The organism is Roseomonas sp. TS2 (assembly GCF_058833935.1).
Genome location: NZ_JCACVY010000131.1, coordinates 1 through 12,536, shown reverse-complemented (window position 1 = coordinate 12,536; position 12,536 = coordinate 1). Strand labels below are relative to the sequence as shown.

General features: G+C 72.2%; 12 protein-coding genes, 1 tRNA gene and 1 pseudogene. 7 read left to right on the top strand and 7 right to left on the bottom strand.

Features of this window, described 5'->3' with window-relative positions; genetic code table 11:
- A pseudogene (locus ACZJYS_RS17605) lies at positions 1-468 on the top strand (GNAT family N-acetyltransferase); the annotation flags it as partial.
- A 51-nt stretch (positions 469-519) separates the two neighbouring features.
- Here the strand turns inward: ACZJYS_RS17605 and ACZJYS_RS17600 are convergent.
- The 4 genes from ACZJYS_RS17600 to ACZJYS_RS17585 all read right to left on the bottom strand — a co-directional run bounded on the left by ACZJYS_RS17600 (position 520) and on the right by ACZJYS_RS17585 (position 5,408).
- Positions 520-1,545: a dipeptidase gene (locus ACZJYS_RS17600; RefSeq protein ID WP_109518611.1), complete on the bottom strand. Its 1,026-nt coding sequence runs from the start codon at positions 1,543-1,545 to the stop codon at positions 520-522.
- Between the two features lie 55 nt (positions 1,546-1,600).
- The gene (locus ACZJYS_RS17595; protein ID WP_493179779.1) at positions 1,601-2,623 is read right to left on the bottom strand and encodes a peptidase C39 family protein; all 1,023 of its coding nucleotides are present in this window, start codon (positions 2,621-2,623) and stop codon (positions 1,601-1,603) included.
- A gap of 15 nt (positions 2,624-2,638) precedes the next feature.
- Positions 2,639-4,213: an ABC transporter substrate-binding protein gene (locus ACZJYS_RS17590; RefSeq protein ID WP_493179778.1), complete on the bottom strand. Its 1,575-nt coding sequence runs from the start codon at positions 4,211-4,213 to the stop codon at positions 2,639-2,641.
- A gap of 103 nt (positions 4,214-4,316) precedes the next feature.
- The gene (locus tag ACZJYS_RS17585; protein ID WP_493179777.1) at positions 4,317-5,408 is read right to left on the bottom strand and encodes a serine hydrolase domain-containing protein; all 1,092 of its coding nucleotides are present in this window, start codon (positions 5,406-5,408) and stop codon (positions 4,317-4,319) included.
- Positions 5,409-5,514: 106 nt separating this feature from the next.
- On the opposite strand from ACZJYS_RS17585, the gene msrA reads away from it, so the two are divergent.
- Complete coding sequence (gene msrA / locus ACZJYS_RS17580) at positions 5,515-6,072, top strand: peptide-methionine (S)-S-oxide reductase MsrA (protein WP_493179776.1); 558 nt, start codon at positions 5,515-5,517, stop codon at positions 6,070-6,072.
- A 123-nt stretch (positions 6,073-6,195) separates the two neighbouring features.
- On the opposite strand, the gene ACZJYS_RS17575 is transcribed toward msrA, so the two are convergent.
- A tRNA-Ser gene (locus tag ACZJYS_RS17575) sits at positions 6,196-6,286 on the bottom strand.
- A 308-nt stretch (positions 6,287-6,594) separates the two neighbouring features.
- On the opposite strand from ACZJYS_RS17575, the gene speD reads away from it, so the two are divergent.
- On the top strand, positions 6,595-7,047 hold the full coding sequence (gene speD / locus ACZJYS_RS17570; protein WP_109518615.1) for an adenosylmethionine decarboxylase: 453 nt from the start codon (positions 6,595-6,597) through the stop codon (positions 7,045-7,047).
- Positions 7,048-7,130: 83 nt separating this feature from the next.
- Complete coding sequence (gene speE / locus ACZJYS_RS17565; RefSeq protein WP_109518616.1) at positions 7,131-8,000, top strand: polyamine aminopropyltransferase; 870 nt, start codon at positions 7,131-7,133, stop codon at positions 7,998-8,000.
- 55 nt (positions 8,001-8,055) lie between these two features.
- On the opposite strand, the gene ACZJYS_RS17560 is transcribed toward speE, so the two are convergent.
- Positions 8,056-8,292: a hypothetical protein gene (locus tag ACZJYS_RS17560; RefSeq protein WP_493179775.1), complete on the bottom strand. Its 237-nt coding sequence runs from the start codon at positions 8,290-8,292 to the stop codon at positions 8,056-8,058.
- Between the two features lie 113 nt (positions 8,293-8,405).
- On the opposite strand from ACZJYS_RS17560, the gene ACZJYS_RS17555 reads away from it, so the two are divergent.
- The 3 genes from ACZJYS_RS17555 to recA all read left to right on the top strand — a co-directional run bounded on the left by ACZJYS_RS17555 (position 8,406) and on the right by recA (position 11,519).
- Positions 8,406-8,672 (top strand): hypothetical protein, encoded by a 267-nt coding sequence (locus ACZJYS_RS17555; protein ID WP_493179774.1) that lies wholly within the window; start codon positions 8,406-8,408, stop codon positions 8,670-8,672.
- Positions 8,673-8,700: 28 nt separating this feature from the next.
- Complete coding sequence (locus ACZJYS_RS17550; RefSeq protein ID WP_493179773.1) at positions 8,701-10,344, top strand: hybrid sensor histidine kinase/response regulator; 1,644 nt, start codon at positions 8,701-8,703, stop codon at positions 10,342-10,344.
- Positions 10,345-10,478: 134 nt separating this feature from the next.
- A complete protein-coding gene (recA, locus tag ACZJYS_RS17545) occupies positions 10,479-11,519 on the top strand; it encodes a recombinase RecA (protein WP_109518620.1) in 1,041 nt (346 codons plus the stop codon).
- A gap of 79 nt (positions 11,520-11,598) precedes the next feature.
- Here the strand turns inward: recA and ACZJYS_RS17540 are convergent.
- Positions 11,599-12,536: AsmA family protein (locus tag ACZJYS_RS17540; protein WP_493179772.1), on the bottom strand; the 938-nt coding region annotated here is incomplete at its 5' end.

Sequence of the window (12,536 nt, the reverse complement as noted above, 5' to 3'; positions counted from 1 at the left end):
GGGGCCGCGGCGCCGCGCGCCATCGGTGGGGCGGAGGGGGAGGTGGTGCCGGCGGCCTCGGTGCCCTTCGCCGCGCTCGCGGCGCTGGATGCGCGGGTGTTCCCGGCGCCGCGCGAGGCGCTGCTGCGCGCCTGGCTCACGGCGCCCGGGCACCGCGCCCTGGCGGTGCGGGACCGGGCGGGGGCGGTGCGCGGCTTCGGCGTGCTGCGCCCCTGCCGGGAGGGCGCCAAGATCGGCCCCCTGACGGCCACCGGGGCGCCCTTCGCGCGCGCCCTGTTCAACGCGCTGGCCGAGGGTGCCCCCGGCCCGGTGTTCCTGGACCTGCCCGAGCCGAACGCCGCCGCCCTGGCCCTGGCCGGGGAGGCCGGCATGGCGCCCGTCTTCGAGACCGCGCGCATGTATCGCGGCCCCGCGCCCGCCCTGCCGCTGGACGAGATCTTCGGCCTGATGAGCTTCGAGCTCGGCTGACTGGCAGAAAAAAGGAGGGGTCCGGGGAATTCCTTCCCCGGCCTGCCTTTTCTACCCGGCCGCCGCCACCGCCTCCGCCGCCCGCATCACGCGCAGGAAATTGCCCGACCAGAGCAGCCCGACGGATTCGGCATCATAGCCCCGGCGCAGCAGCTCGGCGGTGAGGTTGGCGCTGTCGGCCGCATTCATCCAGCCTTCGACGCCGCCGCCGCCATCGAAGTCGGAGGAGAGGCCGACATGGGAGATGCCGATGCGCTGCACCGCGTAGTCCACATGGTCGGCGATGTCGGCCACGCGGGCGCGCACCTTGCCGTCCGCGCCCGGGCTGCGCAGGAAGCCCGGCACGGCGGTGATCTGCATCAGCCCGCCGGTGGCGCGCAGCGCGTCCATCTGCTGGTCGTCGAGGTTGCGCGGATGGTCGCGGAGCGCGCGGACGCAGGTGTGGGTGGCCACCACCGGCGCGCGGGAGATCTCCACCGCCTGCAGCATCGCGCTCTTGGCGACATGGGAGACATCGACGAGCAGGCCGAGCGCGTTCATCTCCGCCACCGCCGCGCGCCCCAGCGTGGAGAGGCCGCCATGCAGCACCGGCCCATCGCCGAGGTCGGGGCGGGGGATGGCGGAATCAGCCAGCAGGTTATGGCCATTATGCGTCAGCGTCACGTAGCAGGCGCCGAGGCCGCGCCACAGCGCCAGGCGGGAGAGATCCTCGCCCATGGCGTAGCCATTCTCCACCGCCAGCAGCACGCCGAAGCCGCCGCTGCCCCGCAGCGCCTCCAGCTCCGCGGCGCGGCTGACGATGCGGCGGTCCTCGCCGCTGGCGGTGGCGCGGATGGCGCGCAGCATCGCCTCGCAACGCTCGGCGGCGGCGGCGTGGCCCTCCGGCGTGCGCGGCCCCTGCGGCAGGTAGGCGGCGAACACCACGGCGCGCAGCCCGCCGGCGCGCATCTTCGGGAAGTCCACGCAGCGCGCCGTCTCGCCGCGCGGGTCGGGCGTCTGCGGCCAGGGGATGTCCACATGGGTGTCGAGCGTCAGGGTCGCGGCGTGGACGGCGCTGGCGGTCTGGATGTCGGTCATGTCTCGTCCTGCGGCGGTGGCGGTCGCGGGAGTCTCGGGCGGGGCCGCGCGGCCGTCAATCGCCAGCGCCATCTCCAGGCGGGGTGAGCAGCACGGCGGCGCGGTAGGGCGGCTCCCCGAACCAGGCCATGCGCTCCAGCGCCTCGGCGCGGATGGGCAGGTTGGCGGCATCCGCCGCCGTCTCGCCGCGCGGCGGATCGGGCCAGGGGTCGTTCACCAGGAACCAGCCATCCCGTGCCTGGTGCAGCAGGATCCAGTGCGGCGAATGCCGGCCATGGGTCGGGTGCTGGTCGATCAGCAGCAGCACGAGGCCGCCCGCGCCGAGATGCGCGGCCAGCGGGGCGATGGCGAAGTCGCCGAGGGTGACGGGAATGCCGGCCGCGGCGCTCTGCGCCCGCAACTCCGATTGCGCGAACTCGATCAGCTCGCGCTTCTGCGCCGTGTCGGCGCGCTCGGTCAGCAGTGCGCGGTCGGTGGTGGCGAGGATGCGGGCGCCGAAGCCGCGCGCCCGGGCCGCCAGCGCCAGCCCGTGCGGGTCGCAGCCGCCGGGGCCGGCGAGGCTGACGATAGTGGTGGCCTCGCGCCAGAGGGCGATCTCCTCGCTCCGCGTGGGCGCGCGGCCGGCGAGGGCCTGGAAGCCCATCAGCAGCGAGGCGGGGCCGCAGGTGAAGGGGGTGGTCTGCGCGTAGAGCGGCAGGGCACGGCGCGGCGCGTCGTTGCCGAGCCAGCGTTCGGCATAGGGTGCCGCGAGCGGCGCGAGGCCCAGCTGGCGCAGCCCGGCGGGGTCGAGCCAGGGCGCATCCTCCGGCGCGGCGCGCAGGGCGAGCAGCCCGGCCTCGTGCGCCGCCGCCTCCAGCCGCGCGGCGAGCGCCCGGGCGGTGGCCTCCGCATCCGCCGCGCCGGGCGAGATCCAGAAGGCCGCCAGGCGCAGCACCAGCCCGGTGGGCCGGCGCAGGGCCAGCGCCACGCCCTCCGCGCCCTCCCGCAGCAGCAGGGCGCCCTCGAAGCCGGAGAGCGTGTCGAGGCGCGTGCGCAGCGCCTCGGGCAAGGTGGTGTCGAGGGTGGCGGCGTCGGCCATGGCGGCTCTCCTCTCTCAGGCGGCTTTCTCGAGGTTCCAGAACAGCGCGATCGGGCTGGGCACGAAGCCCGAGAGCCTGGTGCTGTAGGCCTGCGGCGTGAAGTACTGGCCGAGCGGCAGGAAGGGCGGCTCCTCGAAGGCGATGGCCTGCATCTCGCGAGTGATGCGCTGCTGCGCGGCGGCATCCGCCGCGTCGAACCAGGCGTCGCGCAGCGTCTCCAGGCGCGGGTTGGGACGGGTGCCGTAGAGATGCAGGTGGCTGCCGGGGTTGGAGACCCACAGCCCCGCCCAGCCGGTGCAGTAGCAGTGCCAGTTGGCGCGCTCGGCGGCGCCGGCGGCATTGGCGCGGCTGATCAGCGTGCCCCAGTCCACGCTCTGGTAATCGACGTTCAGCCCGATCTCGCGCAGCATCTGCTGCGCCACGGGCGACATGGCGGCGGCGGAGCTGATGTCGGTGGCGGCCATCTGGATGATGGTCTCGCCCTGGTAGCCCGCCGCCTTCACCGCCTGCCGCGCGCGCTCGATGCTGCGCTCGCCGGTGACGGCCTCCAGCCCCACATCGCTGGCGGCGGGAGAGCCGGGCAGGAAGGCGCCGACGCCGGTGCGGTAGAGGGAGGGGTCGCTGCCCACCAGCGACTGCATGTAGTCCACCTGCCGCAGCGCCGGGAACAGGGCGCGGCGCATCGCCGGGTTGTCGAAGGGCGGCACGCTGTCGTTCAGCCGCAGCTCGGCCCAGACGCCGATCGGGTCGATGGTCTTCACCTCCAGCCCCCGCCGGCCGCGCAGCAGCGGCAGCAGGTCGGCCAGGGGGCGCTCCAGCCAGTCCACCTCGCCCGTCTGCAGGGCGGAGATGGCGGTGGAGGGATCGGGCATGATGCGCCACTCGATCCGGTCGAGCTTCGCCACCTTGCCGCCGGCCCACATGTCGGGCCGCTCGTCGCGCGGCACATAGGCCTCGTTGCGGGTGAAGACGACGGAGGCGCCGGAGACCCATTCGTCGCGGCGGAAGACAAAGGGGCCGCTGCCGGTGAAGTCGGCGACGGTGGTGGTGGCCGGCGTCTGCGCCACGCGCTCGGGCATGATGTAGCAGGCGGTGGCGCCGAGGCCGTAGAGCAGCTGGTTGTAGGGCTGCTTCAGCCGGATCTCGAATTCCGTGTCGCTGGTGGCGCGCATCTCCTCCAGCTGCGCGGCGAGGCGCTTGCCGAACAGGTCGCGCTGCGACCAGCGGTTGATCGAGGCGACGCAGTCGGCGGCGCGCACCGGCTCGCCGTCGTGGAAGCGCAGGCCCGCGCGCAGGCGGAACCGCCAGCGCAGGCGGTCCTCCGAAAGCTCGTGGCCCTGCGCCATCTGCGGGCGCGGCTGCAGCTTGCTGTCCAGCCCGTAGAGCTGGTCCCAGATGGCGTGCGCGGCGTTCAGCGAGATGAGGGTGCTGGATTGCAGCGCGTCGGGGGTCTGGAGGTTGGTGTGCGGCACGAAGCGCAGCGTGCGCGCCGCCGACTGCGCCAGGGCCGGGCGGCCCAGCGTGCCGGCGGCGGCGAGCCCGGCGCCCAGTTGCAGGGCGGCACGGCGGGGGAAGGCGGAGGCGGTCATGCGGTCTCTCCCTCGGCTGTCGGCTGGCGAGCCTGGGCGCGCGGGAAGGGCGGGGCAAGCGGCGAGCGGCGCCGCTCCCCCTTTCCTGATGGCGGTGGTTGCCTCAGCCGGCGCGCAGCGCGGCGGTGACGCGGGCCGTCATCTCCGGCAGCGCCGCCGGGTCGAGCCAGCGGAAGGTGGCGACGAGGCCGTTCTCGGGGTCGATCCAGATGTAGTTGCCGCCCGCGCCCTGGGCGAAGAAGCTGGCGCGGCTGGCGCCCGGGTAGCGGCCCTGGCCGTTCAGCCACCAGAGCAGGCCGTAATCGGCGTTCAGCCGGCAGGGGGTGGTGCAGGCGGCCACCCAGCCCTCGGGCAGCACGCGGCGGCCTTCCCACGCGCCGTCGCCCAGCATCAGCAGGCCGATGCGCGCCTGGTCCTCGGCATGGGTGAAGACGCCGCCGCCCCAGTGCCCGCCGCCCGAGACGGACTGGATGCGCTGCCCGTCGATCTCGACGAAGCTGGTGCGGTAGCCTTCCCAGCGCCCATCCGTGCTGCCGCCGATCGGCGCCATGATGCGCTCGGCGAAGACCTCCGGCAGCGGGCGGCGGAAGCGGTGGAGCAGGGCGAGGGAGAGGGCGTTCACCCGGACGTCGTTGTATTCCCAGTAGGTACCGGGGGTCTTCAGCGGGCGCTCATGGCCCTTGGGGCCGCTGCCCTCGCGCTTCAGGTCGCGCCCGCGGTCGATGCGGTCGGCCTTGCCGAACAGGGTGCCTTCCCACTCGCTGGTCTGGTCCAGCAGCATCCGCCAGGTGATGGCGCCGTTGTGCGGCCCGGCGAAGGCCGGGTCGTCCACGCTGGCGGAGACGCGGGAATCGAGGCTGTCGATCAGCCCGTCGCCGAGCGCCAGGCCGGCCAGCAGCGCCAGGTAGCTCTTGGCCACGCTGAAGGTCATGTCCACCTGCCGCGTGTCGCCCCAATGGGCCACCAGCTTGCCGTGGCGCAGGACCAGCCCGTTCGGCGCGCCGCGCGGCGCGGTGTTGCCCAGCACCTCGTTGTCCGGCGCCGGCTCGAAATAGCCGGATTCCAGATGCGCCAGGATGTCGCGCGGGAAGGGGCTCTCATGCGCCTGGGCGAAGGCCACGGCCTCGGCCAGGGCGGCGGGGTCGAACCCGGCCTGGGCCGGGTCCTGGGCGGGGAAGGGGGTGTGCGATTCCATGGCCGCGACGGTGGCCCCGCCCCGTGCGGCGCGCAAGCGGCCGGGGATGCGCGGAGCGCTCCGCGACCCCATCTCCGTGCTCGACATCCCAAGCAAGGAGAACCCCATGCCTGAGAATGCCCCGCAGGAGACCGCCATCCTGGGTGGCGGCTGCTTCTGGTGCATCGACGCCGCCTACCGCGACCTGATCGGCGTGACCGAGGTGGTCTCCGGCTATGCCGGCGGCCATGCCGAGAACCCGACCTACGAGCAGGTCTGCGGCAAGCGCACTGGCCATGCCGAGGTGGTGAAGGTGGTGTTCGACCCCGCCGCCATCTCCTACGCCGACATCCTGCGCATCTTCTTCACCCTGCACGACCCGACGACGAAGGACCGGCAGGGCGCCGATGTCGGCCCGCAATACCGCAGCATCATCCTCACCACCTCCGAGGCACAGGCCGCGACGGCGCGGCAGGTGATGGCGGAGATCGAAGCTGAGCAGCTGTGGCCGGCGCCGCTGGTGACGGAACTGGAGCCCGCCGGCACCTTCTGGCCGGCCGAGCCGGAGCACCAGGACTATTTCGCCCGCAACCCGTGGAGTGGCTACTGCCGGATGGTGGTGGCGCCGAAGGTGGCCAAGTTCCGCAAGAGCTTCGCCAGCCGGCTGAAGACGCGCGCCGCCTGAACCGGCCCGCACCGCGCGGCAAAACACCGGCCCCGCCCGCGCAAGCGCGGCGGGGCTTCTTCTTGCCTGTTGCAGTCAGCGGAATTTCGGAAGGCCCGGAGGCTGGTTCGGCCAGGACGGCCGTGGCGGATGGGGTGGGATTCGAACCCACGATACCCTTTTGAGGTATACACACTTTCCAGGCGTGCGCCTTCGACCGCTCGGCCACCCATCCAGCGCAGGGCGGCGGTATAGCAGGCTTTCCAGGCCGGGCAAGGGCCAAGATGCGGTTTTCGACGCCGGGCGGATTGTGACAGAAGATTTTCCGAGCCCTGACCCTGTCCACGGGGGGCATTTGCGGAGCGGGAGGGGGGCGGCGCGGCGAGATACGCGCTGAACGCGGGAACGACCCGCGTTTTTTTCGGCCTCAAAGTCCCGATTTCTGTTGCGGGGAGGACCCCCCATGCCCCATATGCCGCCTCGTTGACCTGATCGATCCACGATCACCCTGGTCATCTTCTGGTGGGAAGGAGCCCTCAAACCATGGACGCTCTCGTTTCTCCGCTGGGGATGGTTTCGGATTGCAGCCCGAGCGAAGCCCAGTCTGTTGATACTCACGGCGAGGCGAAGGACCACTTCGTCGAGCGTGATGGTGTGCGTTTTGCCGGCACGCATCTGATCGTCGATCTGTGGGGCGCCACGAATCTCGACGACCCCGCGCATATCGATTCCGTTCTGCGCGAGGCCGCCATCGAAACCGGCGCGACCATCCTGCACGGTCACTTCCATCACTTCGCGCCCGACGGTGTGTCCGGCGTGCTGGTGCTGGCCGAGAGCCACATCTCGATCCACACCTGGCCGGAGCGTGCCTACGCGGCGCTCGACATCTTCGTCTGCGGGATCTGCAATCCGTACAAGGCGGTGCCGATCCTGAAGAAGGGCTTCGGGCCGGAGCGCGTGCAGCTCGCCGAGCACAAGCGCGGCCTGATCGGCTGACATCAGCCTTTCACGTGACGAGGCGGGGGCGGGGTCTCAGGATCCCGCCCCCTTCTTGTGTTTCCTGACCGAGGATTTCCTCCATGCCGACCGATTCTTGGGTGAACGAGACGCTCTACGCCGAGTGGGGCCAGCGCTTCCTGGTGAAGCGCGAACTGGCCCGCGTGCAGAGCGACTTCCAGGACATCATGCTGTTCGAGAGCTACAGCCACGGGCGCGTCATGCTGCTCGACGGCGTGGTGCAGATCACCGAGAAGGACGAGTTCGTCTATCAGGAGATGCTGACGCATGTGCCGCTGCTGGCGCATGGCGACGCCAAGCGCGTGCTGATCATCGGCGCCGGCGATGGTGGCGTGCTGAAGCGCGTGCTGCAGCACCGCAATGTCGAGCGCGCCGTGATGGTCGAGATCGACGGCGAGGTGATCCGGCTCTGCAAGGAGCACATGCCCGACATCGCCGGCGACGCCTGGAACGATCCGCGCGCCGAGGTGATCGTGGGTGACGGCATCGACTACGTCCGCAAGGCCGAGGCCGGCAGCTTCGACGTGGTGATCGTCGATTCCACCGACCCGATCGGCGTCGGCGAGGTGCTGTTCACGGACGAGTTCTACGCCAACGCGGCGCGCCTGCTCTCCGACCGCGGCCTCATCGTCAACCAGTGCGGCGTGCCCGCCATGCAGGCGGAGGAGCTGGCCGAGACCAGCCTGCGCCGCGGCAAGGTGTTCGCCGACATCTGGGCCTATGTCGCCGCCGTGCCGACCTATGTCGGCGGCTTCATGACGCTGGGCTGGGCGGCGAAGGACGCCACGCTGCGCCAGGTGGACACCGCCACCATCCGCGCCCGCGCCGAGGCCGCCGGCATCCTGGGCCAGACGCAGTACTGGACGCCCGAGATCCACACCGGCGCCTTCAACCTGCCGCCCTACATCAGCAAGCATCTGCCGCAGGGCTGATGCGGCGGCGCAAGGGAAGGACACAATCCTTCCCTTGCCCGGCCCGCGCGCCGCTTCAAACCAGGCGCTGCAACCGCTCCACCCGCCCGCGCAGCCGGCGCAGCGCCCACCCGGCCTCGGCCTGCTCTGCGGCGGGCAGGGAGAGGGCGGCGGCGCAGAGGGCGGTGACCTCGGCATCCAGCCCCTCCAGATCGATGGAGCGGCCGCCCGTGGCCAGCGCCTCGGCCAGCTTCAGCGTCGTCTCCAGGGAATCGAGGGCGGCCAGCAGGGCAGGCAGGGCGGTGGCGGACATGGCGGCAGGCTAGACGGGCCTTCGTTACCGAAACCTGCAGCGGCACCGTCCTAACCGAATCCTTACCAGCGCCTTCCATCCTGCTGTCCTCCCGCTGCGGAACCGGAGGCACGATGGAAATCAACGAGGCGCTCGATAGCTGCGTGGCCAGCCTGATGGCGCCATCGGAACGGCTGCTGGCCGTGGCCATGCGCCTTTCCGGCGACGTTTCCGCCACCACCCCCGCCGCCATCCGCACCACCAGGACTGCCCCGGCCGGGCCGTTGGCGGGCCTTCCCCTGCCGGCCGGCACCGACACCCGCAACCGTACCGTGCTGGCCAATGCCCGCGCCGTGCTCAGCGAGACCCTCGGGCAGATCGGCCTGGCCAAGAAAGACTGACGTCACCAAATCGTGATGCTATGACCGCATGGCCATGCCCCTGCGCGATCTCTGGCCCCGCTGGCGTGCCTCTCTGCGGCGCAGCCCGGCGGCCTTCCAGTCCCTCCTGGCCGGCCTGCCCGAGCCCGCCCTCTGGCTCGACGGCGCCGCCAGGCTTCGCGGAGGCAACGCGGCCCTGCGCGCGGCCCTGGAACCCAGCCTGCCTCTGCGGACGGGTACGCCCATCACACTGATCTTCGCGCCCGAATCGCGCGCTGCCTTGCAGCAATGGCTGGCGGGCGGCCCGGAGCCGCCGGAGCTTCGCCTGGCCGCGCCCCTGGGGCAGCCGGGCCTGATCGTGCTGCCACGCCGCGTCGCCCTGCCGCAGGGGGAGGCGGTGCTGCTGCTGACCGATGCCGCCCCCCGCAAGGCCCTGGCCGCCCAGCTCGCCGAGTCCGACCGGCTGCAGGCCCTGGGCGGGCTGGCCGGTGGCATCGCGCACGACTTCAACAACCTGCTGAGCGTGGTGCTGGGCGCTGCGGAGGAGGCGCGGCGGCATCTGGGCGAGAACCCCGATCCGGCTCTCGCCGCGGAGCTGGAGCAGGTGCGGCAGGCGGCGCAACGGGGTGCGGGGCTGGTGCGGCAATTGCTGGCCTATGCGCGGCAGCAGGTGCTGGAGCCGCGGCTGGTGCCGCTGAACACCGCCGTCTCCGAGATGGCGCGGATGCTGCGCCCGCTGCTCGGCCGGGCCATCGCGCTGGAGCTGGTGCTGGATTCGCCCGGGCGCCTGGTGCGGATCGATCCCTCCCAGCTCGACCGCGTGCTGATGAACCTGGCGATGAACGCCCGTCAGGCCATGCCGGAGGGCGGGCGCCTGACCCTGGCGACCAGCCGCGCGCTGCTGCTCCAGCCGGAGCCGGCCATGCCCGAGCCGATTCCGGCCGGGCGCTGGACGGTGCTGGAGGTGCGCGACACCGGCCACGGCATCCCGCCCGAGATCCTGCCGCGCATCTTCGAGCCGTTCTTCACCAGCAGGCCGCAGCAGGGCGGCACCGGCATGGGGCTGGCCACGGTGTATGGCATCGTGCGGCAATCGGGCGGCTATATCGCGGTGGAAAGCCGGCCGGGGCAGGGCACCCGAATCCGCATCCTGCTGCCGCGCACCGAGGCGCCGGCTGCCGGGCCGCCATCGCCGCCTGCCGCCAGCCCGCCCGCCGCCAGCCTGCCCACCGATCGCGCCCAAGCCGAGCCCGCCCAAGCCGAGCCCGACCCGGCCGAGGCTCCCATGGCCGCCCCGGCCGGCGGCGGGCCGCTGCTGCTGGTCGAGGACGAGGCGCCGTTGCGCCGGCTGGCCGAGCGCACCCTGCGCCGCGCCGGCTGGCCGGTGCTGGCGGCGGAGGATGCCGAGGCGGCACTGGCCCTGGCGGCCGAATCGCCGCCCGCCCTGCTGGTCAGCGACGTGATGATGCCTGGCGCCATGGACGGCCCCGCCCTGGCGCGGGCATTGCGGGCCCGCAATCCCCGCCTGCCCGTGCTTCTGGTGAGCGGATATGCACCGTCCGTGGTAGAAGAAGGGCTGTCCGACCAGGGCCTGCGCTTCCTCGCCAAGCCCTACACCGCCGCCGAGCTGACGGCGGCTGTGGCTGATCTGGCGGATGTTGCGGGAGCCTCTTGCGGAACGCCGCAATCATGAACATATAGCGAACACCAGGGCGGCATGGGGACGCGACCTTTGCCCCGCTCACATGTTATTCCAGTCATACGGACCGGCTCCTCGCCGTGCCCGGTTGCGAGACGAACAGAGCCGAAGGGCTAAGAGGTTCCAGAATGGATAAGAACAAGGCGCTCGACGCCGCGCTCAGCCAGATTGAACGGGCCTTCGGCAAGGGCTCGATCATGCGCATGGGCGCGAAGCAGCAATCCGACGAGGTCGAGGTGATCTCCACGGGCTCGCTGGGCCTCGACCTGGCGCTCGGGATCGGTGGCCTGCCGAAGGGCCGCATCGTCGAGATCTACGGGCCGGAAAGCTCGGGCAAGACCACGCTGGCGCTGCATGCCATCGCCCAGGCGCAGAAGCAGGGCGGCACCTGCGCCTTCCTCGACGCCGAGCACGCGCTCGACCCCGGCTATGCCCGCAAGCTGGGCGTGGACGTGGACAACCTGCTGATCAGCCAGCCCGACGCCGGCGAGCAGGCGCTCGAGATCGCTGACACGCTGGTGCGCTCCGGCGCCGTCGACGTGCTGGTGGTCGACAGCGTCGCCGCCCTCGTGCCGCGCGCCGAGCTGGAAGGCGAGATGGGCGACAGCCATGTCGGCCTGCATGCCCGGCTGATGAGCCAGGCGCTGCGCAAGCTGACCGGCTCCGTCTCGCGCTCCAACACGCTGCTGATCTTCCTGAACCAGATCCGGCTCAAGATCGGCGTCATGTTCGGCAACCCGGAGACGACGACGGGCGGCAACGCGCTGAAGTTCTATGCCTCCTGCCGTCTCGACATCCGCCGCATCGGCCAGATCAAGGACCGTGACGAGGTCGTCGGCAACCAGACCCGCGTCAAGGTGGTGAAGAACAAGATGGCCCCGCCGTTCCGGCAGGTCGAGTTCGACATCATGTACGGCGAGGGCATCTCGAAGGTGGGCGAGCTGCTCGACCTCGGCGTGAAGGCCGGTGTCGTCGAGAAGTCCGGCGCCTGGTTCAGCTGCGACAGTCAGCGCATCGGCCAGGGGCGGGAGAACGCCAAGCAGTACCTGCGCGACAACCCTGCCATGGCGGACAGCGTCGAGCAGCGCATCCGTGCCCAGTCCGGCATCGTCGCCAACAGCCTGATGGTGGCCGGGCCCGACCCGGACGATGCCGCCGCGGCCGAGTAAGGCAGCAAGGCGAAACAGGAACGGCGCGGGGAGCGGAGAACGCCCCCGCGCCTTTTTCGTGCCCGGGCCTCGGGCCCGCTCAGCGGCCGAGCAGGCCGCGCAGCAGGTCCACCGGGCTGGCGGGGCGTTCCTGCCCCTGGGAGGCAGGGCGTGGCGCCGGCACGGGGCCGCTGCGCCCGCCGCGTGCCACGGCCAGTTGCTGGGCGCAGTCGGGCAGGGCATTGCCGCGCCCGGCGAGCTGCTGGGCCAGCTGGCCGAGGACGGAGTCCTGGTTCTCCATCTGCCGCGCTACCAGATCGCCCACGATGCCGGCGGTGGCCTCGGCCACGCCGGCCGGGTCCAGCCGGTAGCTCGGCGCGGCCAGCGTTCCGCCCACCAGCACCGGTGCCGTCAGCCCCAGCCCGCCCAGCCGCACCTGCGGCAGCAGGCGCAGCGCCAGAGTCTCCTGGCCGAGGTCGATGCGGCCGCTGCCCACCACATCGGCCAGCCCCGTCTCGAGCAGCATCGCCTGGGGTCGCGCCACGCCCTCGCGCAGGTTCAGCCGCAGGGCGAGGCAGCGCAGCGGCGTGCCGCCCTCGGTGGGCGCGTTGGGCACCAGCATGCGGCGCAGATCGCCGCCCAGCCGGTCCAGCAGGCGGTTGTCGATCTGCCCATTGGCCAGGGCGAGGCCGAGATGCCCGCCCAGGCTGCCCGCCAGCGCCCGCAGGTCGGCGCCCGTGCCGGAGAGGTCCGCCTCCAGCTCCAGCCGGCCGCTGGCCTGGCCGGGCAGGCCATAGGCCTGGAGCAGCGGCCGCAGGTCCAGCCCGGCGCCCTCATGCCGCAGCGCCAGGGTCAGGCGCTGCGCGGGGCCGGTGCCGTCGGCGCCGAGGCGGCCACTGAGGCGGCCGCCGGGCAGCGTCACCGCCAGCGGCGCCACCGCCAGCCGGCCATCGGCCAGCTTCGCCGTGCCACGCAGGTCGCGATAGGTGATGCCCTGCGCCAGCAGCTCCGCCACGGCGAGCTGGATGTCGCCGTCCA

Bases quoted from the DNA above. Each gene is read 5' to 3' on its own strand.
- speD (WP_109518615.1), top strand. From the start codon at position 6,595: ATGGACGCTCTCGTTTCTCCGCTGGGGATGGTTTCGGATTGCAGCCCG.
- speE (WP_109518616.1), top strand. From the start codon at position 7,131: ATGCCGACCGATTCTTGGGTGAACGAGACGCTCTACGCCGAGTGGGGC.
- msrA (WP_493179776.1), top strand. From the start codon at position 5,515: ATGCCTGAGAATGCCCCGCAGGAGACCGCCATCCTGGGTGGCGGCTGC.
- recA (WP_109518620.1), top strand. From the start codon at position 10,479: ATGGATAAGAACAAGGCGCTCGACGCCGCGCTCAGCCAGATTGAACGG.
- ACZJYS_RS17590 (WP_493179778.1), bottom strand. From the start codon at position 4,213: ATGACCGCCTCCGCCTTCCCCCGCCGTGCCGCCCTGCAACTGGGCGCC.
- ACZJYS_RS17560 (WP_493179775.1), bottom strand. From the start codon at position 8,292: ATGTCCGCCACCGCCCTGCCTGCCCTGCTGGCCGCCCTCGATTCCCTG.
- ACZJYS_RS17555 (WP_493179774.1), top strand. From the start codon at position 8,406: ATGGAAATCAACGAGGCGCTCGATAGCTGCGTGGCCAGCCTGATGGCG.
- ACZJYS_RS17600 (WP_109518611.1), bottom strand. From the start codon at position 1,545: ATGACCGACATCCAGACCGCCAGCGCCGTCCACGCCGCGACCCTGACG.
- ACZJYS_RS17595 (WP_493179779.1), bottom strand. From the start codon at position 2,623: ATGGCCGACGCCGCCACCCTCGACACCACCTTGCCCGAGGCGCTGCGC.
- ACZJYS_RS17550 (WP_493179773.1), top strand. From the start codon at position 8,701: ATGGCCATGCCCCTGCGCGATCTCTGGCCCCGCTGGCGTGCCTCTCTG.
- ACZJYS_RS17585 (WP_493179777.1), bottom strand. From the start codon at position 5,408: ATGGAATCGCACACCCCCTTCCCCGCCCAGGACCCGGCCCAGGCCGGG.